Source organism: Qipengyuania citrea (assembly GCF_009828015.1).
Classification (GTDB): domain Bacteria; phylum Pseudomonadota; class Alphaproteobacteria; order Sphingomonadales; family Sphingomonadaceae; genus Qipengyuania; species Qipengyuania citrea.
This window is the reverse complement of record NZ_WTYG01000002.1, coordinates 93,842-116,621: the sequence shown is the minus strand read 5'-3', so window position 1 is coordinate 116,621 and position 22,780 is coordinate 93,842. Positions and strand designations below refer to the sequence as shown.

The window sequence follows — 22,780 nt, the reverse complement described above, 5'->3', positions numbered from 1 at the left end:
CCCAATGTCCGCAATCGGGTCGTCAGCCGAACGACCGCTTTCAGGCGAAAGCCGAAACCTGCCCTTCCCCGCTCCTGATCACCCGCGCCGGATCACCAGGTTCCGGATCTCGGTCATGTCCTCCATCGCGAACTTGATGCCTTCGCGGCCCAACCCTGAGTCCTTCACGCCGCCATAGGGCATGTTGTCGACACGGTAGCTGGGGACGTCGTTGATCACCACGCCGCCGACCTCTAACCGGTCCCAGGCATCGAACATCTTGAACAGGTCGCGGGTGAATATGCCCGCCTGCAGCCCGAAGGTGGAGCGGTTCACTTCGGCCAGCGCCTCGTCGAAGCTGCTGAATTTCTGCAGGATTGCGAGCGGGCCGAAGGCTTCCTCGTTAAGCGCCTTGGCATCCTTGTGCACGTCTTCGAGCAGCGTGGCTTCGAGCATATTGCCCTTGCACCCGCCGCCGGTGAGCAGGGTCGCGCCGCCCGCGACCGCCTCGTCGATCCAGCCCTTGAGGCGGCTGGCCTCTCCCTCGGAGATCATCGGCCCGATGAAGGTGTCGCGGTCCTTGGGATCGCCCGCGACGAGCGTCTTGGTCTTGGCGACCAGCATGTCCCTGAAGCGGTCGTAGACATCTTCATGCACGATGATCCGCTGCACGCCGATGCAGCTTTGCCCGCTCTGGTAGAAGGCGCCGAAGATGATCCGTTCGAGCGCATCATCGAGATCGGCATCGTGGTCGACCACCACCGCCGCATTGCCGCCCAGTTCGAGCACCACCTTCTTCTTGCCGCAGCGCGCCTTCAAATCCCAGCCGACCGCCGGTGACCCCGTAAAGCTCAGCAGCTTGAGCCGTTCGTCCACGGTGAACAGGTCCGCCCCGTCACGGCTGGCGGGCAGGATCGAGAAGGCGCCTTCGGGCAGGTCGGTTTCGGCCAGCACCTCGCCCATGATGATCGCGCCCAGCGGGGTCTTGCTGGCGGGCTTCATCACGAAGGGACAGCCCACCGCGATCGCGGGCGCGACCTTGTGCGCGGCTAGATTGAGCGGGAAGTTGAACGGCGAGATGAAGCTGCACGGCCCGATCGGATAGCGTTTCCAGATCGACTGGTAGCCCCTGGCGCGCGCAGAAATGTCGAGCGGCATGACCTCGCCAACCATGCGGACCGATTCTTCCGCCGCGATGCGGAAGGTATCGATCAGCCGCGTGACCTCGCCCTCGCTATCCTTGATCGGCTTGCCCGCTTCGACGCACAGCGCGTAGGCAAGCTCGTCGAAGCGCTCGGTAAAGCGGCCGACGCAATGCTGCAGCACCGCCTGGCGTTCATAGCTGGCAAGCCGCGCCATCGGTTCGGCCGCCCTTACCGCCCCCGCAATCGCCTCGTCGATGATCTCGGGGCTGGCGAGCGCGGTGCGAAAAGCCACCTCGCCGGTGAACTTGTCGGTTACCGCCAGATCGGTGTTCGGCTGCGCGGCCTTGTTGTTGAGATAGAGCGGGTAGGTATCCTTCAGCGTGGGCATCGGCATCTCCACCCTCCCGCGGGCGGGAGGGACCGGGGGTGGGTCTGACCCTTTAACCGCCCGGGCGGGCGGTGCGTTCCGTCAATAGCCCAGATCGAGATCGAGCTGCGGCTGCACCGCTTCGCCGCGGTGCCAGCGGGCGAGGTTTTCGATGAAACGATCCGCGCTGCGCTGGAACATCTTGGTCTGCGCGCGGCCAGACAGGTGCATGGTGACCTGCGCATTCTCGAGGCCCCACAGCGGATGATCCTCGGGCAGTGGTTCGGGATCGGTGACGTCGAGCAGCGCGCCCTCGATCTTGTTCTCCCGAAGCGCTTCGACCAGTGCCGGCTGGTCGACAACATCCCCGCGCGCGATGTTCACCAGGACGCCGTTGGGCCGCATCGCCGCCAGTTCCACCGCCCCGATCATATTGCGCGTTTCGGGGGTCGAGGGGACCGCCAGCACCACCCAGTCGAATTCGCCCAGCCGCCCGCGCCATTCGCCGGGCTTGAGCGCGCCATCGGCGCCCGAGCGGCGCACGGGCACGACCTTCATGTCGAAGGCTTCGAGCCGCGTCTTGATGAGCGATCCGATCGCGCCCATGCCCAGCAACAGCACGCGCTCGCCCGCCAGCTCGCGCTTGCCCGGGCTGTCGAGCAGCCATTCGTGGCGGTCCTGCGCGCGCACCACTTCGCGGTAGCCCTTGGCATGCGCGAGCATCAGCATGACGACATATTCGGCGATGGTGATCGCATTGATGCCGACGCCATTGGTGACCACCACGCCGCGTTCGGCGAGCAAGTCGAGCGGCATGAAATCGAGCCCGGCATAGATCGAGTTCATCCACTTGAGCTGCGTGGCAGCGGTGGCGATCTCGACCATCGGCTCCTTCTCGTTGAGGTCGAACCAGCCGATTTCCGCCTGGGGTGCGAATTCGAGCGCCTGTTCCTTGCTGGCAAACCACAGCGGCTCGACCCATTCGGGCAGGCGCGGTTCGACCAGCGGGCGGATCATGGCGGACAGGACGGCTTTGGTCATCGATTTCTCCCTCGAGACCTCCATTGCCGTTCAGGGATTATTTCGCAAACCGTTCCTTGCGCCGCGCGGCGATGTCGAGAATCGCTTCGGCCACTTCGCTGGCATTGCGCTGCACATGGCTGGGCGGAACCTGCATGATGTCGACGCGGTGGCGTTCCTGCCAGCGTTCGCGCGCGCCGTCTTCCCTGTGACGGAACGGATCATGATCGACCTCGATCGCCAGATGCGCATCGGCGCAATAGAACGGCAGGGTGAAGCCTTCGGCATCGTGATCGCGCACGAAGGAAAGGCCCTTGGGCGCGTCCTTGAGATGTTGCCAGAGAAGGGTCTGCGCGTCGGCCATCGTCAGAGCTTCCAATCCCAACCCAGCGGGTCGCCGTCCATTACCTCGACACCCTTTTCCCCAAGGCTTTCACGGATCGCATCCGAAGTGGCGAAATCTTTCGTCATGCGCGCCTGCTTGCGGCGGATCAGTTCGGCCTCGATTTCCTCTTCGGTGATGGTCGCGCCCTCCGGCCGCAGCCGCAAGTCGGCGCGGGATAGATCGAACAGGCCCAGCCCGAGCACCGCGTCCATTTCCGCGATGACCGCGCGCTTGATTCCGGCATCGACCTTCTTGACCGCGAGCGCCTCCTCCAGCGCAACCAGCGCAATCGGCGTGTTGAGATCGTCGGCCATGGCGGCGGCGAATTTCTCGCCTATCGGGGCGAATTTGGGATGGTCGGGGGCGCCCGAGGCGGCATCTTTCAGTGGTCCGACCGCCATTACGATCCGCTTCAACCGCGTCAGCGCGGCGCCGAGGCCCTCCCACGAGAACTCCAGCTCGCGGCGGTAATGCGCCTGCAGGCACATCATCCGGTAGGCGAGCGGGTGGTAGCCCCGGTCCATCAACAATTGCAGCCGGAGAAATTCGCCCGACGACTTGCTCATCTTGCCGCTGCGCTCGACGAGGAAGTTGTTGTGCATCCAGATCTTCGCGCCCGAATTGGTCGCTTCCGACAATCCGCCGCAGCCGCAGAAGGCCTGGTTCTGCGCGATCTCGTTGGGATGGTGGATCTCGCGGTGGTCGATCCCGCCGGTATGGATGTCGAAGGGGAAGCCGAGCAGCTTCTCGCCCATGACCGAGCATTCGAGATGCCAGCCGGGCGCGCCTTTACCCCACGGGGAATCCCATTCCATCTGCCGCGTCTCGCCCGCCGGGGTCTTGCGCCAGATCGCGAAATCGGCGGCGTTGCGCTTGCCCGCGACGGTGTCGATCCGGCCCTCGCCTTCCTCGGTCACCGCACGCGCGAGGCGGCCGTAATCGGCCACGGTCGAGACATCGAAATAGAGCCCGCTGTCGAGCTCGTAGCAATGCTGGTCGGCAATGCCCTTGGCGAAGTCGACCATCTCCTCGATGTAATCGGTCGCCACAGACCACTTCGCCGGCTCGCGAATGTTGAGCGCCTTCACATCGGCCCAATAGGCCTCGGTGTAGTGCTTCGCGATGTCCCAGATCGACTGCGCCTTCTGCGCCGCCATCTTTTCCATCTTGTCCTCGCCCGCATCGCCATCGTCGGTCAGGTGCCCGACATCGGTGATGTTGATGATGTGGGTGAGATCGTAGCCCTTCCAGCTCAGCGTGCGTCCCAGCACATCGGCGAAGACATAGGCGCGCATATTGCCGATATGGGGGTAGTTGTAGACCGTCGGCCCGCAGGAATAGACGCGCGCTTCACCCTCGTGGACGGGGGTGAATTCCTCCAGCTCGCGGGTCAGCGAATTGAACAGCTTGAGCGGCGTTTGGGTCATGCGAAGCGCAATGGCGCGGAGGCGGGGGGCGGTCAACAAGCAGTCATTGCGAGGAGCCGGAGGCGACGTGGCAATCCATCTTCCGACCTGGTGTATTTCGCTAGTGTCGGGTGATGGATTGCATCGCCTTGCGGCTCGCAATGACTGCTGGGCAGGGAGCTACCACCCTTCCCAGCGCACGCTTTCCTCGATCCCGGCGCGCTTCACGGCGAAATTGTTCACCGCGGCTTCCTCGTCGCGGTAACCGATCGCGACGCCGCAGAAGAAGGTGTGATCCTCGGGAATGTCGACCATTTCGCGGATCTGCGGCGCATAGACCGCCCAGGCTTCCTGGAAGCAGGTGTCGAGCCCTTCCTCGCGCGCGAGCAGGCCCACGGTCTGCAGCCACATGCCGATATCGCTCCACTGCGGCGGGCCCATGTATCGGGGCGTGTGGACCAGCATCAGCACCGGCGCCCCGAACGCGCGGAAATTGTTGGCGAACCACATCAGCCGCTTGCCTTTCTCCTCGCGAGAGATTTCGAGCGCGCCGTACATGTCCTCGCCCACCCCGCGGCGGCGCTGTTCGTAGGCTCCGTCGAGTTCGGGCGGATAGACATTGTATTCGGGTGCAAACGCCGCGCGCCCCTTGGGCAAATCCTGCGCGATGCGGTCGAACAGCGCCTGCATCGGCTCGCCTGTGAGGACGATGCCGTGCCATGGCTGCGTGTTGCCGCCCGAGGGGCTGCGCTGCGCCTTCTCGAGGATGCGGGTAAGCGTTTCGCGCTCGACCTTCTGGTCGGTGAAGGCGCGGACGGAACGGCGCGTCTGGACGGCTTCGGTAACGTTCATGGTAGTTTGTCTCTCCTCCTCGCCTGCAAGCAGGCGCCCCGATTTGCGGATCTAACTTGCCCCCTCGGCCCGTTGCCCCCGCGCAGGCGGGGGTCCCGCTCACTTCCTCGCCAGCTTCACAGCAGCGGGATCCCCGCCTGCGCGGGGATGCCGATGCTTGAACAGGCGTGTCCTATTTCTCGATCTCGAACAGATCGGCCAATTGCTCGATAATCGTCCCGCCCAATTGCTCGACATCCATGATCGTCACCGAACGCTTGTAATAGCGCGTGACGTCGTGGCCGATGCCGATCGCGGCGAGTTGCACGGGCGACTGGTTCTCGATCCAGTCGATCACCTTGCGCAGATGGCTTTCGAGGAAGCCCGCCGGGTTGACCGACAGCGAGCTGTCGTCGACCGGCGCGCCGTCGGAGATGACCATCAGGATGCGGCGGTCCTCGGGGCGGCGCAGCAGGCGGTCGTGCGCCCACATCAGCGCCTCGCCGTCGATGTTTTCCTTGAGCAGGCCTTCGCGCATCATTAGGCCGAGATTGCGGCGCGCGCGGCGCCACGGCTCGTCGGCCTTCTTGTACAGGATGTGACGCAGATCGTTGAGGCGTCCGGGGTTCGCGGGGCGCCCGTCGGAGAGCCACATCTCGCGGCTCTGCCCGCCCTTCCACGCGCGGGTGGTGAAACCGAGGATCTCGGTCTTCACGCCGCAGCGTTCGAGCGTGCGCGCGAGGATATCGGCGCTGATCGCGGCGATCGAGATCGGCCGCCCGCGCATGCTGCCCGAATTGTCGATCAGCAGCGTAACGACCGTGTCCTTGAACTCGGTATCGCGTTCGATCTTGTAGCTGAGCGCATGGCCGGGGCTGACCACCACGCGGGTCAGCCGCGCGGCATCGAGCATGCCTTCTTCCTGGTCGAAATCCCAGCTGCGGCTCTGTTGCGCCATGAGGCGGCGCTGCAGCCGGTTGGCCAGCCGCGTGACCACGCCCTGCAGGCCCGCCAGCTGGCTGTCGAGATAGGTGCGCAGCCGGTCGAGCTCTTCATTGTCGCACAGCTCGGCGGCTTCGATCTCCTCGTCGAATTTCTGGGTATAGGCCTTGTAGTCGAAGCCTTCGGGAAAGTCGGTCCACGGGCGATTGGGGCGGACGGGCTGCATGCCTTCCTCGCCATCGTCCGACGGATCGCCATCGGACATTTCCTGTTCGCCCTCGACGTCCTGGTCGGCGTCGCCCTCGGCCTCGCCATCGGTGACTTCCGAACGGGCATCGGCGGCATCGGGTTCGGCCCCGCCCTCGTCTTCCTCGTCGGTTTCGTCCTGGTCCTCGGGGTTCTCGCCCTCCTCGTCCTCGCCATCCTCGGCATCGGTCGGTTCGGGGGTTTCGGGCAGCGTCAGGTCGAGATCGCGCAGGATGTCGAGCGTCAGGTTCTGGAAGGCGCGCTGGTCGTCGAGCACATCGGCCAGCCCGTCCATGTCGGTGCCGATCTTGGCAAGGATATCCTCACGCACCAGATCAACCGCCGCGCGGGCGCGTTCGGGCACCGCTTCGCCGGTCAGCGCCTCGCGCAGCATCAGCGACAGCGCGGTGGGCAGCGGGACATCGCCCGCCGCTTCGGCGCGCACGATCGGATCGGACGCGGTACGCATCTCGACCGCCGCGTCGAGATTGCCGCGAATGCCGGCATAGCGCGTGGAGCCGATTGCTTCGTAGCGAACCTGTTCGATCGCGTCGTAACAGGCGCGCGCGATCGGTTCGGGCGGCGCGCCCTTGCCATGCAGCGCTTCGCTGTGATGCCGGAGCCGCAGCGCGAAACTGTCGGCAAAGCCGCGCGCTTCGATCGCCTGCTCGCGCGGGAGATTGCGCCCGGGCAGCGGCACGCGGAAGTTCTTGCCCGACTGGGTCGGCGCATCCGCGCTCCACGCGACTTCGACTTCCGCTTCATGCGCAAGCGCGCGGCTGGCGCCGGTCAGCGCCTGCTTGAAGCGGTCGAGAGGAGTCTGTTCGCTCACTTATGCGGTGGGGATCGACTGGCCCGTCTTGTCCCAGTCCTTGAGGAAGCCTTCGATGCCCTTTTCGGTCAGGACATGCTTGAACAGGCCCTTGATCACCGCCGCGGGCATGGTCGCGACATCGGCACCGATGCGCGCGCTTTCGAGCACATGCACCGGATTGCGGATCGAGGCGACGAGGATCTCGGTCGAGAAATTGGGATAGTTGTCGTAGATCAGGCGGATATCGCGGATCAGCGCCATGCCGTCGAAGCCGTTGTCGTCATGCCGCCCGACGAAGGGCGAAACGAAGGTCGCGCCCGCCTTGGCCGCCAGCAGCGCCTGGTTGGCGGAGAAGCACAGCGTCACATTGACCATCGTGCCATCGCCGGTCAGCTTCTTGCAGGTCTTGAGCCCGTCGATCGTCAGCGGCACCTTGATACAGACATTGTCCGCGATCTTGCGCAGCGTTTCGGCCTCTTTCATCATCGTGTCGTGATCGAGCGCGACGACTTCGGCGCTGACCGGGCCGTCCACGATATCGCAGATTTCCTTCGTCACATCCATGAAATCGCGGCCCGATTTGGCGATCAGCGACGGATTGGTGGTGACGCCGTCAAGCAGGCCGGTGTCGGCCATTTCCCTGATGTCGGCGATATCGGCGGTGTCGACGAAGAATTTCATGCGCGAAGGCTCCGGGGGAATTGCGATTCCCGCAGAGCCTTAGCGTCCGATATGGCCTGCGGCTAGTACTGCGCCCCCGCGCCGAACACGCCGATGATCAGCGGGTCGCGCGTGGCCTGCGGGTTGCGGCGGATCGCCGCTTCCTCGGTCCCGATCTCGCGCCAGATGGTGGTGTCGATAGAGCCTGCGAAGCGCGTAACCGCGCCCGCGAGATCGACCCCGGCGAGACCCGGCACCAGCTCTGCCACCAGCGGGTCCTGCGCGACGCGCAGCGCATCGCCCAGTTCGGGCACCATCGCCTCGACCAGGCTGCGGCCCATCGAATCGCGCAGGAAGCTGGTCGCCGCAGTGGGGCCGCCGCGCACGAGGTCGATCGCGTTCTGGATGCCGATGGTGCGCACCGCATCGGTCACCAGCGGTGCCGCGCGCTGCGCGCCTTCATAAGCAATGTCGCCGAACGCGTTTTCGAGCCGGCTCTTGAACAAGGCGGAGGTGAGGATACGCGACACCACGTCGCCGCGCGCGCCCAGCAGCTCGCCGAAGCCGACCTGCGCGACCTGTTCGTCCCAGAAGCCGCCGCCTTCGAGCATCCGCGCGAAAGCGCGTTCGCTCGACAGGAACAGGATGCGCTGGACCGCATCGACCATGCCGAAACCGGGTATCGTCGAACAGGCGGGCAGCAGAAGAAGGCCGCCCCCGGCCATGGCCCCGCCGAGGAAGCCGCGCCGTCCGGTGGGTTTGACGAGAATATCGGTCATATCGCTGGTCCTCATTGTATCCTGCCCTTGTTTCGCACACCTGTGGCCGCCCATATGGCCGGGCCATGAACCGCGTGCGCTGCCTCGTCCTCAATGCCGCTCTCGGCCCGCTCGACTACAAGGTGCCCGAGGGTATGGATGTCGGACCGGGTTCCGTGGTCGAATGCCCGCTGGGTCCGCGCACAGTGATCGGAATTGTCTGGGAAGCTGAACGGCTTGCCGGAACCGAGGTTCCGGCCGAAAAACTGCGCCCGCTGCGCGGCGTGCTGCCCGTGCCGCCACTCTCTGCCGCGCTCAGACGGTTGATTGAATGGACCGCGGACTATTACGTCGCCTCGCTCGCCAGCGTGGCGCGGATGGCGCTGTCATCGGGCGGCGCGCTCAAGGGTCCCGCGACAATGACCGAATACCGCCTGACCGGAGGCCTGCCCGAGCGCATGACGCCGCAGCGCGAGGCGGCATTGGGCGCGCTGGAAGGCGAGCAGGCGACGATCCGCGAACTGGCGGGGATCGCCGGGGTTTCCGAAGGCGTGCTGCGCGGGCTGGTCAACCACGGCGCACTCGAGCCGGTAGAGGTCGATTGCGACCGCCCCTATCCGCCCGCGCGGCCCGATTTCGTCGAGATCGCGCTGAGCGCGCAGCAGCGCGAGGCGGCGGACATCTTTTCCAACGCGGTGCGCAAGGCGGAGTTTGCCCCCTTCCTGCTCGACGGGGTGACCGGGTCGGGCAAGACCGAGACCTATTTCGAACCCGTTGCGCAGGCGCTGCGGATGGGGCGGCAGGTGCTGGTCCTGCTGCCCGAAATCGCGCTGACCGAGAACTTCCTTCACCGCTTCGAGGAGCGGTTCGGCGCGCCGCCGGTGCTGTGGCACTCCTCGCTCAAATCGACCGAGCGCCGACGCGCCTACCGCGCCGTATCCGAAGGCAGCGCGCAGGTGGTGGTCGGTGCGCGCTCGGCGCTCTTTCTTCCGTTTCGCCAGCTTGGCCTGATCGTGGTCGACGAAGCGCACGAGACCAGCTTCAAGCAGGAAGAGGGCGTGCGCTACAATGCGCGCGACGTCGCGGTGATGCGCGGGCATTTCGAGCAGGTGCCCGTGGTGCTCGCCAGCGCCACCCCCGCACTCGAAAGCCTGCAGATGGCCGAAAGCGGGATCTATGCGAAGATCGACCTGCCGAGCCGCTACGGCGGGGCGCAGATGCCCACGATCGAGGCGATCGACCTGACCGAGGAAAAGCCGCCGCAGGGCATGTGGCTGGCTCAGCGGCTGGTCGACGGGATCGAGGCACGGCTCGAACGCGGCGAACAATCGCTGCTGTTCCTCAACCGGCGCGGCTATGCCCCGCTGACGCTGTGCCGCAATTGCGGTTTTCGCTACCAATGCCCCAATTGCAGCGCGTGGCTGGTCGAACACCGTTTCACCAACCGGCTTGCCTGCCACCATTGCGGGCACGAGGCCCCTGCGCCCAAGTCCTGCACCGAATGCGGCGAGCCCGACTGTCTCGTCGCCTGCGGCCCCGGGGTCGAACGGATCGCCGACGAAGTGGCCGAGCGCCTGCCGCAGGCGCGTGTCTTCGTCGCCACTTCGGACACGCTCAATTCGCCCGGCAGAGCCGCCGAATTCATCGCCGCGGTCGAGGCGCGCGAGGTGGACGTGATCGTCGGCACGCAATTGGTAACCAAGGGGTTCCATTTCCCCGAGCTGACGCTGGTCGGCGTGGTAGATGCCGATCTCGGGCTCGAGGGCGGCGATCTGCGCGCGGGCGAGCGGACCTACCAGCAGGTCGCGCAGGTCGCAGGGCGCGCCGGGCGCGGTTCGAAACCGGGCGAAGTGCTGCTGCAGACCCGCCACCCCGACGCGCCGGTGATTGCCGCGCTGGCCGCGGGCGACCGCGATGCCTTCTATTCCGCCGAAACCGAGATGCGCCGCGAGGCGGGCGCCCCGCCCTTCGGCCGCTGGGCCTCGATCATCATTTCCAGCGAGGACGATGCCGAGGCGCGCGAGGCAGCCAACCGCATCGGCGCCTTCCGTCCCGATGTCGCCGAATGCATGATCCTCGGCCCCGCGCCCGCCCCGATGGCGCTGCTGCGCGGCCGCTATCGCTACCGCTTCCTCATCAACGCGCGGCGCAGCGTGCAATTGCAGCAGGTCATCCGCCGCTGGCTGGCCGCGATCGACCACCCGCCCGGCGTGCGCGTGGCAGTCGATATCGACCCCTACAGCTTCGTCTAGGCTTGGGCCACGCAAGTTCGGGAACCCGGGGTTTCGGCGGGACGTTTGCCCGCCGTATGGCTGAAGAACTCGAAGCTGCCCTTCCCGACGACGTCTGCCGGCTGGCCGAGCGAATCCTTGCCGCCGCCAAGGACCGCGGCTGGCAGCTGGCCACCGCCGAAAGCTGCACCGGCGGCTTGCTCGCTGCGCTGTTCACCGACGTCCCGGGTTACAGCCACGTGTTCGACCGCGGCGTGGTGTCCTATTCGGATGGGGCCAAATGCGATCTGCTGGGTCTCGCAAGTGACATGGTCGAGAATTGCGGCGCAGTCAGCCGCGCGGTCGCCGAAGCGATGGCCGCAGGCGCGCTTGAACGATCGGACGCGCAGCTGGCGGTTTCGATCACCGGTTTCGCTGGCCCCGGGGGCGAAGATGACGAGGAAGGCCTCGTCCATTTTGCGCTCGCCGATACCACCGGCGCGCTGACTCACCGCGAAGAACACTTCGGGCCGATCGGCCGCGACGGCGTGCGGATCGCCGCGCTGCGCGCCGCGCTCGACATGCTGCGCGAAAAGCTCGATCTTTCGGCCTAGTCCTGACCGCCGTCATAGACCGCACGCGCGGCCTCGACCTTGCCGATATTGGCAATCGCCCAATTGCCCAGCTGCGCCACCGGATCGCACAGCGAGCGCCCCAGCGCGGTGAGCGCATAGTCGACGCGCGGCGGCACGCTGGGGGTGACCGTGCGACTGACCAGCCCGTCGCGCTCCAGCCCGCGCAGCGTGCGCGTCAGCATGCGCTGCGAAATACCCGGAATATCGCGCCGCAATTCGTTGAACCGCCGCGACCCGTCGGCCAGCCCCATCACGACGCGAACCGACCATTTGTCGCCGACACGCGCGAGGATGTCGTTCACCGCGGTGCATTGCGGCGCATTATGAACCTCAAGGGGAACACCCGTGTCCCTATCGGACAACGAAGTGCCTTCTTGCGCGGGGTGGGGTACAGTTTCCATATGGCCTCCAGGTTATCAACAGTAACTATGGAGTTCCCCCAATGCAAATCCTTCGTATCGACAGCTCGACCACCGGCGACCAGTCCATCAGCCGCAAGCTGACCGACGAACTGCTCGCCCATTTCACTGCCAAGCATCCCGAGGCCAAGGTGGTCACGCGCGATCTCGTGGCCGAACCGTTGCCGCATATCGACCCGATCACCACCAGCGCGATCCGCACCCCGCCCGAAACGCATGAGGAAGCGGTTGCCGCAGCCTATCCCGAACAGCGCGCGGTGCTCGACGAATTCCTCGCCAGCGACGTGGTGATCGTCGGCGCGCCGATGTACAATTTCACCATCCCCAGCCAGCTCAAGGCATGGCTCGACCGGCTCGGCGTGCCCGGCGTGACGTTCAAATATGGCGCAAACGGCCCCGAAGGGCTCGCCGGCGGACGCAAGGTCGTGGTCGCCTCGGCGCGCGGCGGCGAATATTCGACCGACCAGCTGGCCGAGAACCAGGAAAGCCTGCTGACCACCTTTTTCGGCTTCATCGGGGTGGACGATCTGCATTTCGTCCGCGTCGAGAAGGCTGGCTTCGGTCCCGAGGCCATCGAACAGGGCATGAATGCGGCGAAGCAGGAAATCGCCAAGCTGTAAGGCACCATCGCGGGAGCCGGGCATTGGAATAACCATGCCCGGCCCCGTCCTCGTGCCCATCCTCGGCGACCAGCTGACCCGCGACCTTGCCAGCCTGCGCGGGCGCACCAAGGACGATACCGTCATCCTGATGATGGAGGTGTGGGACGAGGCGACCTATGTCCGCCACCACAAGCAGAAGATCGCGCTGATCTTTTCCGCCATGCGCCATTTCGCCGAGGAATTGCGCGATGCGGGCTGGAGCGTCGACTACACCGAACTTGGCAATCCGGACAATGCAGGGAGCTTCACCGGCGAGGTCGCACGCGCGATCGAACGGCACGGCCCGCGGCTGGTCAGCGTGGTCGAGGCGGGCGAATGGCGCGTGCGGCAGGACATGGAGCAATGGGCGGACAAGTTCGCATGCGAAATAGAAATCCTGCGCGACGACCGCTTCATCTGCACCCAGGCCGAGTTCGACGACTGGGCGCAAGACCGCAAGGAATTGCGGATGGAGTTCTTCTACCGCGAGATGCGGCGCAAGACCGGGCTGCTCATGGCCGAGGACGGCAAGCCCGAAGGCGGCGCGTGGAATTACGATAGCGAGAACCGCAAGCCGCCCAAGGAGGGGCTCGCCGCCCCGGAACGCCCCAAGTTCGAACCCGACACCGTGACACAGGAGGTCATCGAGCTGGTCGAGGCGCGGTTCGGCGACCATTTCGGCTCGCTCGACACATTCGGCTGGCCGGTGACGCGCGACGAGGCCGAAGAGGCCGCCGATGCTTTCTTCGCCGAGCGCATCGAGTGCTTCGGCCCCTATCAGGACGCCATGGTCGCGGGCGAGGACGATCTGTTCCATTCGATGCTTTCGACCAGCATCAATCTCGGCCTGCTCGACCCGCTCGAGCTGTGCCGCCGCGCGGAGGAAGCCTATCGCGCGGGGCGCGCGCCACTCAACAGCGTGGAAGGCTTCGTCCGCCAGATCATCGGCTGGCGCGAATATGTGCGCGGCTTCTACTGGCACCAGATGCCGCATCTGCAGGAAGCCAATGCGCTCAACGCGCAGCGCGGCCTGCCCGAGTTCTACTGGACCGGCGAGACCGAGATGGCCTGCCTCGCCGACTGCATCCGCTCGACCCGCGACAATGCGCATGCGCACCATATCCAGCGGCTGATGGTACTCGGCAATTTCGCATTGCTCGCTGGAGTGAACCCGCGCGAGGTGCAGGACTGGTATCTCGTGGTCTATGCCGATGCCTATGAATGGGTCGAATTGCCCAATGTGGCGGCAATGATCCTTTATGCCGATGGCGGGAAGCTGGCGTCCAAGCCCTATGCGGCGAGCGGCAATTATATCAACAAGATGAGCAATTACTGCGCGGGCTGCACCTATTCGCCCAGCAAGAAGACGGGCGAAGGCGCCTGCCCGTTCAATCCGCTGTACTGGCATTTCATGGACCGGCACCGCGAGCGGCTGGAGCAGAACCACCGGATCGGGCGCATCTATGCCACCTGGGACCGCATGGGCGAGGAGCGCCAGCGCGACTATCTCGACAGCGCCGAGGCCTTCCTCGACCGGCTCGAACCGGCGCGCGCCGGCTGGGCGCGGAACGGGTAGGCGTCGGTTCATCGCACTTCCTGCCCCGCCCACCGGCTTGGCAAAAGGTTTGCGCATCCCGGTTCATTTGCGAGACAGGCTGCGGGCAACACCAGCCCCCGCCTGCGGCCCCGCGCCGCTCGACCAAGCCGTTTCCGAATGAAGGGGGCTGATTGACCGCACAGGCGCAATTGGGGAGAAAGCGGCATTCCACACCCGCTCGACGGCCCGTGTCGGTTCGAATTGAAGGAGTATGAATATGATTGCCTTGTCCAAGAGTTCGAAGACAGTCGCAGCGCTCGCCGCGCTCGTCCTGCCCGTCACTGCCGGTGCGCAGGCGCAGGAGCTTGAGCCCCAGGGCGGCGCGAATAGCGGCGGCGAACCGATGACCGTTGTCGGCACGACGCCCAGCGACCTGTCGGGCATGCCCGAAGGCCCCGAATTCGAGGGCGTCATCTCGGCGCGCGACGGCGACAAGGTGCAGGTGACCAGCGCCGATGGCACGCGCACCGTAATCGCGCTCAGCCCCGCAACCGAAATCCGCAGCAGCGGTGGTTTCCTGGGTCTCGACAAGGACCAGCTTTCGGCCGCCGACCTGCTCAATGGGCTGCCGGTCGAAGTCGAGACGGTCGAATGGGCCAATCGCGGGCTGATCGCCACCAAGGTCGCGCTCAAGAGCAAGCATCTCGAAACCGCGCGGATGATCCACACCGGGACCGACCAGCGCTTCACCGCCAATGAAGCCGCGACCGAGGCGTTGCGTGGCCGCGTCGCCAATATCGACCAGTACAATATCAAGGGCACGACCAACGTCTATTTCGACACGGCCAAGTACAATCTGTCGCAGCAGGCGCGCTACGAGCTGTGCCAGGCCGCGGCGCAGGCAAAGAACACCGACAACGCGCTGCTGCTGGTGGTCGGCTACACCGATTCGACCGGCGACTATGAATACAACCAGGAGCTGAGCGAAAAGCGCGCATCGCGCGTGGTCAACTTCCTCCAGCAGGAATGCGACTGGGCACCGTACCGGATGCTGACCCCCACCGGGATGGCCGAGGCCGATCCGGCGGCGGACAACACCACCGAACAGGGCAAGGCGCAGAACCGCCGCGTGGCGGTCAACATCCTCGTCAGCAAGAGCGTCGACGGAATGAACTCGGGCCTCTGATCGGGCTGCGAATTCGGATCATGCGGGGCGGGCCTTGGGTCCGCCCCGGTTTGATTCAGCTAGGCTGCGCGGCGGCGTCCTGCTGTTTGGCGAGCTTGTGTTCGTCCTCGATCATGCCGTGTTTCCAATAGCTGGAAAGGTAGAGATCGGCGGGCGCGAGCGCGAGTTCGCCGCGCAGATATTCGCGCAGCCGCTTCATCGCGGAAAATTCGCACGCTGCCCATGCCGCGAGCGAGCCTTCGGGCCGCGCGGCACTGCGCAGCGCATCGACCAGCAGCGCGGGCCGCTGCCCCGGCTCGGGATTGACCAGCCAGGCGATCTCGACACCCTCGGGCGCAGCGATGTCCTGCCGGTCGCGTTCGTCCTGGATCTCGATCGCAGCGAACCCGCGCGCATCGGCCGGCAATGCTTCGAGATTGGCCCCAATCGCCGGCAGCGCGGTCATGTCGCCCGCCACGAGATAGAAATCGCGCCCCTGCGGCAGCGGTTTGGGCAGGCCCGGACCGCCCACCTTGATCGTGTCGCCGGGCGTGGCCGACAGCGCCCAGCGGGTCGCCGGGCCCGCAGCCTCGCCGCCGTGCAGGGCGAAATCGATCGCGATCGCATCCTCGGCCTGATGGCGGATGGTGTAGGTCCGGACCACCGGCTTGCTGCCCGCGGTGGCGGGGGCCAGCATGAGCTTGACATAGCCGCCTGCGAAATCGGGCGGAAACCCCGCCAGGCCCGGACCGCCGAGCGAGACCCGGATCATCGAGGGCGAAAGGGACTGGCGCGAGAGGACGGTAAGCGTCCGCGGAGGAGGTCTGGTGCTCATGGCCACTAGTTAATGCGAATGGATCGCAATACAAGGACGGCTGGTAGCGCGGTGAATGCGTCGATCCTGCGGATCATTTCCGCTCCCGTTCGAGCAATTCGCGCTTGATGTCCTGGCCATAGGCATAGCCGCCAAGATCGCCGCCCTTGCGCACCACGCGGTGGCAGGGGATCAGCACCGCGACATTGTTGCGCGCATTGGCGCTGCCCGCGGCGCGCACCGCCTTGGCATTGCCCGCGGCCGCGGCGATTTCGGCATAGGTGCGCGTTTCGCCCGGCGGGATCGCGCGCAAGGCTTCCCAGCACGCTTCCTGAAAAGCGGTGCCCTTCACGTCGAGCGGGATATGCGCGAAATCGCCCGGTGCCTCGACGCTGGCGACGACGTCGGCGAGCAATTCGCCGAACGCCGCGCCGCCTTCGACCAGATCGGCCCTGGGGAAGCGGCGGCGCAATTCGCTGTCGTCTTCGGCAAAGGACAGGCGGCACACACCCTTGTCGGTCGCCGCCACCAGCATCCGCCCCATCGTGGTGTCGACCACCGCCCAGCGGATCGTCACTCCCGCCCCGCCATTCGCCCATGCGCTTGCCGCCATGCCCAACCGTCCTTTCGTATTCTCGTAAAAGCGCGAGGCCGAGCCATAGCCCGCCTCGTAGATCGCGCCGGTCACGCTGTCGCCAACCGACAGCGCATCACGCGCGCGTTCCTCGCGCAAGGCGCGGGCATAGGCGGCAGGCGAAAGGCCGATCGCGCGTTTGAACACCCGCTGGAAATGTGCGGGCGAATAGCCGGTCAGCTGCGCCAGCGCGGCGAGCGAGGGCGCATCTTCGGCCTGGCGGATCTCGTCGATCGCCGCGAGCACTGCCGCCTCGTCGCGGCCGACATCATCGGGCAGGCACCTTTTGCAGGCGCGCAATCCCGCCGCGCGCGCCGCTGTACCATCGGCGAAGAAACGCACATTGCTGCGGCGCGGGTGCCGCGCGGCACAGGACGGACGGCAATAGATGCCGGTGGTCAGCACGCCGGTGACGAAGCGTCCGTCGAAGGTGCGGTCGCGCCGCTCCACGGCGGCCCAGGCTGTATCGTCGTCGATCATCGCAGTGCCCATCATAGCGCAAGGGCAACGCTTGTGCCCGCACCGAATTGCGCTGGCATCCCGCGCCTTGCGGTCAAAGCGAATGATCGTCACAAGGCGCCGCAATGGCCCGCTTTTTCACCCGTATCGCCGCGCTGCTTGCGCTGCTCGCGCCGCTGCTGGCGTCCGTGCCCGCCCACGCCGAACCCGCGGATATCGACGCGGCCGCGCGCGGCGTGGTGCGGGTGGTGATCGTGGGCGAGCGCGACGGCGAACTGTTCCCGATCAGCCATGGCACCGGCTTCGCGGTCACTGGCGATACGGTGGTCACCAATGCGCATGTGGTGCGCGATGCACTGCGTGACGAGGGAATGCAGATCGGCATCGTCCCGACCGGCGGCGGCGAAGCGGTCTATGGCCGGATCATCGCGGTGCTGGCGCGCAACGATCTGGCACTCATCCGCATTACCGGGGACCTGCGCCTGCCCCCGCTGGCGCTGGCCGGCGGGATGCCGCCCGACAGCGGCGAAGTTACCAGCGTCGGCTATCCGATGAATGTCGATCGTGCGCAGGGGCTCGATATCAGCGACATCTTCCGCAGCCAGCCCCCGGTCAAGAGCCGCGGGTTCATATCGGGTGCGCGGCCCAGCCGCCAATTCGACACCATCCTGCACACCGCCCCCATCGCGCGCGGAAATTCGGGCGGCCCGCTGCTCGATCCGTGCGGCCGGGTGGTCGGTGTGAACAGCTTCGGGGCGGACAATGACGGCGGCGACGCCGAGTTCTTCTTCGCCGTATCGAACCGCGAGCTGGTGCCCTTCCTGCGCGCCAACGATGTCGAGCCGCGGATCAACACTAGTACCTGCCGGTCGATGGCCGATCTCGACGAGGCCGAACGCGAGCGGCTCGAGCGCGAACAGATGGCTGCGCGCGCCGATCTGGCCGAACGCGCCGAAGAGCGCCGCACCCGGCGCGAGCGCGCGCTGCTCGAAGCCGAACAGGGCGTGATCGTCGAGCGAGAGGACCGCGTCTTCCTGTCGTTCGTCCTGCTGCTGGTGGCCTTCGGGCTGGGCCAGTGGGCGATGACGCTGTGGCGTGCAGAGCCGCGCGACGAGACCCGTCTGCGGATCGCGGCGGGCGCGACCGCCGTGGTCGTGCTTGCTGCGCTGGCGGCCTATCTGACCCGTCCCGGGCTCGACGAGATCGACCGGCGCGTCGCCGCCGCGATGCAGGACGGGCAAGGCGCCGCCGAACCCGGCCCCGCCGCTGGCGGCGAAGATTATGCGCTCCTGTGCCGGCTGATCCCCGAACGCAGCCGGATCACCAGCGCCAAGGTCGAGGATATCGAATTCGACTGGACGCCCGACGGATGCGTGAACACCCGCACGCAATACGGTTTTGCCGGCGGCAGCTGGAGCCGGGTGTTCGTGCCCAATTCGGAAGACGCGGTATCGGTTAACAGCTTCGACCCCGACCGCCGCATCTTCCGCTCCGAACGCTATCTGCTGCCGCGCAGCGCGATGACCGAAGCCCGCGAAGCACGCGGCAAATACACCGCGCCCGAATGCGGCAGCGACAATGCCGCCGCGCGGCTGGGCGAGTTGCAGGGCGAAGTGCTTGGCCAGTTGCCGCAGCAGGCCAACGAGCGGCTGGTGTACGAGTGTAACGCCAGGAACTAGGCCGCGAGCGGTTCGCCGGTCAGCGTGATGCGATGCATTTCGCGGGCATGGCCCTGATAGTCGTTCATCGCCAGGTGCCAGGTCGTGCGATTGTCCCAGATCGCCACCGAGCCCGGTTCCCATGCCACCCGGCAGGTGTTGTCCGCCGCCGTCGCCGCATCATAGAGCCGCTGGAGCAGCGGCAGGCTGTCTTCACGGCTTCGCCCGACGATATTGATGGTGAAGGCGCTGTTGACGTAGAGCAGCTTGCGCCCGGTCTGCGGGTGGCGGATCACCACCGGATGCGTGGCCCCGGTGGTGATCGACTGGCCGCGCAGGTCACGGCCCATGTCGGTCTGCGCGTAGAGCCCGCCTTCCTCATAGATATGGTCGGCGGTGTGATAGGCTTCGAGCCCCTCGATCTCCTGCTTGAGCGTGTCCGGCAACGCATCATAGGCGGCGCCCATATGCGCCCACAGCGTATCACCGCCGCTCGGCGGCAGGGTGCGCGCCACGAGGATCGATCCCATCGCGGGCACCTGGTCGTAGGAATGGTCGGTGTGCCAGCCGCCGCCGATATTGGTGACCTGGTCGGCGCGCTTGCGAACCACCGCGATTTCGGGATGGTCGGCGGTGAGCGGAAAATAATTGTTGATGTCGATCCCGCCCCAGCGCCGGGCAAAGGCGATATGCGCTTCGGGGGTGAAATCGTCCTGCCCGCGAAACAGGGCGACGCCGTGTTCGTAGATCGCCTGACGGATCGCATCGAGCACCGGCCCCTGCGCCTCGGCCAGCTTCACATCTTTGATCTCCACCCCGCAGCGGGGCGCCAAGGGCACCATTTCCAACGTTTCTCTCCCCAGTGAACGGTTGTTTTATGCCACCCACTCTACGCCAACGCCGCCCGGAGTCCAGATTCCCCACCCGCAGGCGGCTTGCCATCGCCGGGGGGCTTTGCTAGGCGCGCGCCGACCTTCCGGGGCGACTCCCGTCGGCCCATGACCGGCTTGGTCACACAGACTTTTCTTCCGGACCCGAGAGGATCTTAAGCGCGTGGATAATTCCGCCGGTATTCAGGCTAGCCTGGCAGGGCGTTACGCTTCGGCCCTGTTCGATCTCGCCAGCGAAAACGGAACCGTGACTGCGGTCGAATCGGATCTCGGCCAGCTCGAGACCGCTCTCGCCGAATCGAGCGAGCTCGCCGCCGTCACCACCAATCCCAAGGTTGGCCGCAGCGATGCGCGGAAGGCCCTGTGGGGTGTTTCCGCGATCCTCGGCGTGACCGAGCTGACGCAGAATTTCCTCGGCGTGCTGGCGCAGAACCGCCGCCTTGCCGAACTGCCCAAGGTGATCCGCGCCTTCCGCTCGATCGCTGCCGCGCAGCGCGGCGAAGTGACGGCCGAAGTCACCAGCGCCCATGCACTTACCGATACCCAGCTGGCCGATCTCAAGGCCAGGCTGACCGCCCGCGAGGGGCGTACGGTCAAACTTTCCACGAAGGTCGAGCCCGATCTGCTCGGCGGCCTCGTCGTCACCATCGGCTCGAAGCGCATCGACGCCTCGATCCGCACCCGTCTCAATTCGCTTTCGCAAGCCATGAAGGCTTAAAGGACACACATCATGGATATCCGCGCCGCAGAAATCTCCAAGGTCATCAAGGACCAGATCGCCAATTTCGGGACCGAAGCCGAAGTCAGCGAAGTCGGCACCGTGCTGTCGGTGGGTGACGGTATCGCCCGCATCCACGGCCTCGACAACGTGCAGGCCGGCGAGATGATCGAATTCGCCAATGGCGTTCAGGGCATGGCGCTGAACCTCGAAGCCGACAATGTCGGTGCGGTGATCTTCGGCTCGGACCAGGAAATCGGCGAAGGCGACAGCGTCAAGCGGACCAACACCATCGTCGACGTCCCCGTCGGCAAGGGCCTGCTCGGCCGCGTGGTCGATGCGCTCGGCAACCCGATCGACGGCAAGGGCCCGATCGAATCGACCGAACGCCGCCGCGTCGAAGTGAAGGCACCGGGCATCATCCCGCGTGAATCGGTTTCCGAACCCGTCCAGTCGGGCCTCAAGGCCGTCGACGCACTCGTCCCCGTCGGCCGCGGTCAGCGCGAGCTGATCATCGGCGACCGTCAGACCGGCAAGTCCGCCGTCGCGATCGACACCTTCATCAACCAGAAGGAAGCGAACGCCGGCGACGACGAGAACAAGAAGCTCTACTGCGTCTATGTCGCGGTCGGCCAGAAGCGTTCGACCGTGGCGCAGATCGTCAAGCAGCTCGAAGAAAACGGCGCGATGGAATATTCGATCGTCATCGCTGCAACCGCTTCGGAGCCTGCCCCGCTGCAGTATCTCGCGCCCTACACCGGCTGCGCGATGGGCGAATATTTCCGCGATAACGGCATGCACGCCGTGATCTGCTACGACGACCTTTCCAAGCAGGCCGTGGCCTATCGCCAGATGTCGCTGCTGCTGCGTCGTCCTCCGGGCCGCGAAGCCTACCCGGGTGACGTGTTCTACCTGCACAGCCGCCTGCTCGAGCGCGCGGCGAAGATGAGCAAGGCCGAGGGCGGCGGTTCGCTGACCGCGCTGCCGATCATCGAAACGCAGGCGGGCGACGTTTCGGCCTACATCCCGACCAACGTAATCTCGATCACCGACGGCCAGATCTTCCTCGAAACCGACCTCTTCTACCAGGGCGTCCGCCCGGCCATCAACGTCGGCCTGTCGGTCAGCCGCGTCGGCGGCGCCGCGCAGACCAAGGCCATGAAGAAGGTTTCGGGTTCGATGAAGCTCGACCTCGCGCAGTACCGTGAAATGGCGGCCTTCGCGCAGTTCGGTTCGGACCTCGATGCTGCGACGCAGCGTCTGCTCAACCGCGGTGCACGCCTGACGGAGCTGCTCAAGCAGCCGCAGTTCTCGCCGATGCCGTTCGAAGAGCAGACCGTCTCGATCTTCGCCGGCACCAATGGCTATATCGACAGCGTCCCCGTCGACCGTGTGACCGAGTACGAAGAACAGATGCTCAGCTACATGCGCACGGAACACGCTGGCGTGCTGGAAGAGATCCGCACCACCGGCAAGTTCGAAGACGACACCAAGAACAAGGTCGTCGACGCGCTCAAGACCTTCGCCAAGCAGTTCGCCTGAGCCCAGAGACACGAAGATAGGGAGCCGAAATGGCTAGCCTCAAGGAACTCAAGGGCCGTATCAACTCGGTCAAGTCGACCCAGAAGATCACCAAGGCCAAGCAGATGGTGGCAGCGGCCAAGCTGCGCCGTGCGCAGGCTGCGGCCGAAGCCGCACGCCCCTATGCCGAACGGCTTTCGGGTGTGATGGCATCGCTGGCCGGCAAGGTCAGCGGCGACAGCGCGCCTCAGCTGCTGGCCGGCAATGGCGCCGACCAGCGTCACCTGCTGGTGGTGGTCAACACCGACAAGGGCCTGTGCGGCGGTCTCAACGCCAACATCGTCAAGGCCGCCAAGGCCAAGGCCCGGGCGCTGATCGCCGAAGGCAAGGAAGTGCGCTTCTATCTCGTCGGCAAGAAGGGCCGCGCGCCCATCAAGCGCGATTTCGCCGAACGTATCGAAAAGCATTTCGACACCTCCGAGGTCCGCACCCCCGGGTTCGAGGAAGCCGAAGCGATTGCCGACGATCTGATCGGCCGCTTCGAGCAGGGCGAATTCGACATTGCCCACCTGATCTACCCGGTCTTCCGCTCGGCACTGGCGCAGGACCCGACCGTCGACCAGCTGATCCCCGTCCCCTCGCCCGAAAGCGATGCCGGGACCGGCGGCGACGCGGTGGTCGATTACGAACCCGGTGAGGAGGAAATCCTCGAGGAACTGCTGCCGCGCTACGTCAAGACGCAGCTGTTCGGTTCGCTGCTCGAACGCGAGGCGTCCGAACAGGGAGCCTCGATGACCGCCATGGACAATGCCACGCGCAACGCCGGCGATCTGATCAACAAGCTGACCATCCAGTACAACCGCAGCCGCCAGGCCGCCATTACCACCGAGCTGATCGAAATCATCGCCGGTGCGGAAGCTCTCTAA

Annotated in this window: 21 protein-coding genes; 9 read left to right on the top strand and 12 right to left on the bottom strand. The window is 65.7% G+C overall.

The window, feature by feature from the left end; translation table 11 throughout:
• Positions 1-78: 78 nt before the first annotated feature.
• The 8 genes from GRI55_RS05995 to GRI55_RS05960 form a co-directional block, all read right to left on the bottom strand.
• Entirely contained in the window at positions 79-1,518 is a 1,440-nt protein-coding gene (locus GRI55_RS05995; RefSeq protein WP_160766557.1) for an aldehyde dehydrogenase family protein, read from the bottom strand.
• Between the two features lie 75 nt (positions 1,519-1,593).
• On the bottom strand, positions 1,594-2,532 hold the full coding sequence (locus GRI55_RS05990) for a D-2-hydroxyacid dehydrogenase (protein WP_160766556.1): 939 nt from the start codon (positions 2,530-2,532) through the stop codon (positions 1,594-1,596).
• A 37-nt stretch (positions 2,533-2,569) separates the two neighbouring features.
• The gene (locus tag GRI55_RS05985) at positions 2,570-2,875 is read right to left on the bottom strand and encodes a DUF559 domain-containing protein (protein WP_160766555.1); all 306 of its coding nucleotides are present in this window, start codon (positions 2,873-2,875) and stop codon (positions 2,570-2,572) included.
• A 2-nt stretch (positions 2,876-2,877) separates the two neighbouring features.
• The gene (gene cysS / locus GRI55_RS05980; protein WP_160766554.1) at positions 2,878-4,323 is read right to left on the bottom strand and encodes a cysteine--tRNA ligase; all 1,446 of its coding nucleotides are present in this window, start codon (positions 4,321-4,323) and stop codon (positions 2,878-2,880) included.
• A 159-nt stretch (positions 4,324-4,482) separates the two neighbouring features.
• Positions 4,483-5,154, bottom strand: a complete 672-nt coding sequence (locus GRI55_RS05975; protein ID WP_160766553.1) for a nitroreductase — start codon at positions 5,152-5,154, stop codon at positions 4,483-4,485.
• Between the two features lie 172 nt (positions 5,155-5,326).
• Positions 5,327-7,153 (bottom strand): cobaltochelatase subunit CobT, encoded by a 1,827-nt coding sequence (gene cobT / locus GRI55_RS05970; RefSeq protein ID WP_160766552.1) that lies wholly within the window; start codon positions 7,151-7,153, stop codon positions 5,327-5,329.
• Positions 7,154-7,816 carry a fructose-6-phosphate aldolase gene (gene fsa / locus GRI55_RS05965; RefSeq protein WP_050600282.1) on the bottom strand — a complete coding sequence of 221 codons (663 nt, stop codon included), beginning with the start codon at positions 7,814-7,816 and terminating at the stop codon, positions 7,154-7,156.
• Positions 7,817-7,878: 62 nt separating this feature from the next.
• A complete protein-coding gene (locus GRI55_RS05960) occupies positions 7,879-8,574 on the bottom strand; it encodes a DUF4197 domain-containing protein (RefSeq protein WP_160766551.1) in 696 nt (231 codons plus the stop codon).
• 65 nt (positions 8,575-8,639) lie between these two features.
• On the opposite strand from GRI55_RS05960, the gene GRI55_RS05955 reads away from it, so the two are divergent.
• Together GRI55_RS05955 and GRI55_RS05950 are read left to right on the top strand one after the other, a co-directional pair.
• Positions 8,640-10,805, top strand: coding sequence for a primosomal protein N' (locus GRI55_RS05955; protein ID WP_160766550.1), 2,166 nt, complete (start codon positions 8,640-8,642; stop codon positions 10,803-10,805).
• 56 nt (positions 10,806-10,861) lie between these two features.
• Complete coding sequence (locus GRI55_RS05950) at positions 10,862-11,377, top strand: CinA family protein (RefSeq protein WP_063506687.1); 516 nt, start codon at positions 10,862-10,864, stop codon at positions 11,375-11,377.
• Here the strand turns inward: GRI55_RS05950 and GRI55_RS05945 are convergent.
• Positions 11,374-11,700: a winged helix-turn-helix transcriptional regulator gene (locus GRI55_RS05945; RefSeq protein WP_230833467.1), complete on the bottom strand. Its 327-nt coding sequence runs from the start codon at positions 11,698-11,700 to the stop codon at positions 11,374-11,376. The genes GRI55_RS05950 and GRI55_RS05945 overlap by 4 nt on opposite strands.
• A gap of 140 nt (positions 11,701-11,840) precedes the next feature.
• Between GRI55_RS05945 and GRI55_RS05940 the strand changes: the two genes are divergently transcribed.
• From GRI55_RS05940 to GRI55_RS05930, 3 genes are all read left to right on the top strand, one after another.
• The gene (locus GRI55_RS05940; RefSeq protein ID WP_050600280.1) at positions 11,841-12,437 is read left to right on the top strand and encodes an FMN-dependent NADH-azoreductase; all 597 of its coding nucleotides are present in this window, start codon (positions 11,841-11,843) and stop codon (positions 12,435-12,437) included.
• A 34-nt stretch (positions 12,438-12,471) separates the two neighbouring features.
• Positions 12,472-14,034 carry a cryptochrome/photolyase family protein gene (locus GRI55_RS05935; protein ID WP_202392390.1) on the top strand — a complete coding sequence of 521 codons (1,563 nt, stop codon included), beginning with the start codon at positions 12,472-12,474 and terminating at the stop codon, positions 14,032-14,034.
• A 238-nt stretch (positions 14,035-14,272) separates the two neighbouring features.
• Positions 14,273-15,181, top strand: coding sequence for an OmpA family protein (locus GRI55_RS05930; RefSeq protein WP_063535132.1), 909 nt, complete (start codon positions 14,273-14,275; stop codon positions 15,179-15,181).
• Between the two features lie 55 nt (positions 15,182-15,236).
• Here the strand turns inward: GRI55_RS05930 and GRI55_RS05925 are convergent, their stop codons facing one another.
• Both GRI55_RS05925 and GRI55_RS05920 read right to left on the bottom strand, forming a co-directional pair.
• Positions 15,237-15,995, bottom strand: coding sequence for a siderophore-interacting protein (locus tag GRI55_RS05925; protein ID WP_160766549.1), 759 nt, complete (start codon positions 15,993-15,995; stop codon positions 15,237-15,239).
• Positions 15,996-16,068: 73 nt separating this feature from the next.
• Positions 16,069-17,088: a bifunctional transcriptional activator/DNA repair enzyme AdaA gene (locus GRI55_RS05920; protein ID WP_237452436.1), complete on the bottom strand. Its 1,020-nt coding sequence runs from the start codon at positions 17,086-17,088 to the stop codon at positions 16,069-16,071.
• Positions 17,089-17,192: 104 nt separating this feature from the next.
• Here GRI55_RS05920 and GRI55_RS05915 point away from each other — a divergent pair, with 104 nt between their 5' ends.
• Positions 17,193-18,746 carry a S1 family peptidase gene (locus GRI55_RS05915; protein WP_160766547.1) on the top strand — a complete coding sequence of 518 codons (1,554 nt, stop codon included), beginning with the start codon at positions 17,193-17,195 and terminating at the stop codon, positions 18,744-18,746.
• Here GRI55_RS05915 and GRI55_RS05910 read toward each other — a convergent pair.
• Positions 18,743-19,567 carry a TauD/TfdA dioxygenase family protein gene (locus GRI55_RS05910; RefSeq protein WP_160767027.1) on the bottom strand — a complete coding sequence of 275 codons (825 nt, stop codon included), beginning with the start codon at positions 19,565-19,567 and terminating at the stop codon, positions 18,743-18,745. The two genes, GRI55_RS05915 and GRI55_RS05910, sit on opposite strands and share 4 nt — an antisense overlap.
• A gap of 211 nt (positions 19,568-19,778) precedes the next feature.
• Here GRI55_RS05910 and GRI55_RS05905 point away from each other — a divergent pair, with 211 nt between their 5' ends.
• The 3 genes from GRI55_RS05905 to GRI55_RS05895 are packed head-to-tail and all read left to right on the top strand — an operon-like array spanning position 19,779 to position 22,780.
• The gene (locus GRI55_RS05905) at positions 19,779-20,333 is read left to right on the top strand and encodes a F0F1 ATP synthase subunit delta (RefSeq protein WP_160766546.1); all 555 of its coding nucleotides are present in this window, start codon (positions 19,779-19,781) and stop codon (positions 20,331-20,333) included.
• Positions 20,334-20,345: 12 nt separating this feature from the next.
• Positions 20,346-21,875 (top strand): F0F1 ATP synthase subunit alpha, encoded by a 1,530-nt coding sequence (atpA, locus tag GRI55_RS05900; protein WP_050600272.1) that lies wholly within the window; start codon positions 20,346-20,348, stop codon positions 21,873-21,875.
• 29 nt (positions 21,876-21,904) lie between these two features.
• Positions 21,905-22,780, top strand: coding sequence for a F0F1 ATP synthase subunit gamma (locus GRI55_RS05895; protein WP_063510811.1), 876 nt, complete (start codon positions 21,905-21,907; stop codon positions 22,778-22,780).

Excerpts from the sequence above, each read along its gene's own strand:
- GRI55_RS05995 (WP_160766557.1), bottom strand. The coding sequence starts at position 1,518 with ATGCCGATGCCCACGCTGAAGGATACCTACCCGCTCTATCTCAACAAC.
- GRI55_RS05990 (WP_160766556.1), bottom strand. The coding sequence starts at position 2,532 with ATGACCAAAGCCGTCCTGTCCGCCATGATCCGCCCGCTGGTCGAACCG.
- GRI55_RS05985 (WP_160766555.1), bottom strand. The coding sequence starts at position 2,875 with ATGGCCGACGCGCAGACCCTTCTCTGGCAACATCTCAAGGACGCGCCC.
- cysS (WP_160766554.1), bottom strand. The coding sequence starts at position 4,323 with ATGACCCAAACGCCGCTCAAGCTGTTCAATTCGCTGACCCGCGAGCTG.
- GRI55_RS05975 (WP_160766553.1), bottom strand. The coding sequence starts at position 5,154 with ATGAACGTTACCGAAGCCGTCCAGACGCGCCGTTCCGTCCGCGCCTTC.
- fsa (WP_050600282.1), bottom strand. The coding sequence starts at position 7,816 with ATGAAATTCTTCGTCGACACCGCCGATATCGCCGACATCAGGGAAATG.
- GRI55_RS05960 (WP_160766551.1), bottom strand. The coding sequence starts at position 8,574 with ATGACCGATATTCTCGTCAAACCCACCGGACGGCGCGGCTTCCTCGGC.
- GRI55_RS05955 (WP_160766550.1), top strand. The coding sequence starts at position 8,640 with ATGAACCGCGTGCGCTGCCTCGTCCTCAATGCCGCTCTCGGCCCGCTC.
- GRI55_RS05950 (WP_063506687.1), top strand. The coding sequence starts at position 10,862 with ATGGCTGAAGAACTCGAAGCTGCCCTTCCCGACGACGTCTGCCGGCTG.
- GRI55_RS05940 (WP_050600280.1), top strand. The coding sequence starts at position 11,841 with ATGCAAATCCTTCGTATCGACAGCTCGACCACCGGCGACCAGTCCATC.
- GRI55_RS05935 (WP_202392390.1), top strand. The coding sequence starts at position 12,472 with ATGCCCGGCCCCGTCCTCGTGCCCATCCTCGGCGACCAGCTGACCCGC.
- GRI55_RS05930 (WP_063535132.1), top strand. The coding sequence starts at position 14,273 with ATGATTGCCTTGTCCAAGAGTTCGAAGACAGTCGCAGCGCTCGCCGCG.
- GRI55_RS05925 (WP_160766549.1), bottom strand. The coding sequence starts at position 15,995 with ATGAGCACCAGACCTCCTCCGCGGACGCTTACCGTCCTCTCGCGCCAG.
- GRI55_RS05920 (WP_237452436.1), bottom strand. The coding sequence starts at position 17,088 with ATGATCGACGACGATACAGCCTGGGCCGCCGTGGAGCGGCGCGACCGC.
- GRI55_RS05915 (WP_160766547.1), top strand. The coding sequence starts at position 17,193 with ATGGCCCGCTTTTTCACCCGTATCGCCGCGCTGCTTGCGCTGCTCGCG.
- GRI55_RS05910 (WP_160767027.1), bottom strand. The coding sequence starts at position 19,567 with ATGGTGCCCTTGGCGCCCCGCTGCGGGGTGGAGATCAAAGATGTGAAG.
- atpA (WP_050600272.1), top strand. The coding sequence starts at position 20,346 with ATGGATATCCGCGCCGCAGAAATCTCCAAGGTCATCAAGGACCAGATC.
- GRI55_RS05895 (WP_063510811.1), top strand. The coding sequence starts at position 21,905 with ATGGCTAGCCTCAAGGAACTCAAGGGCCGTATCAACTCGGTCAAGTCG.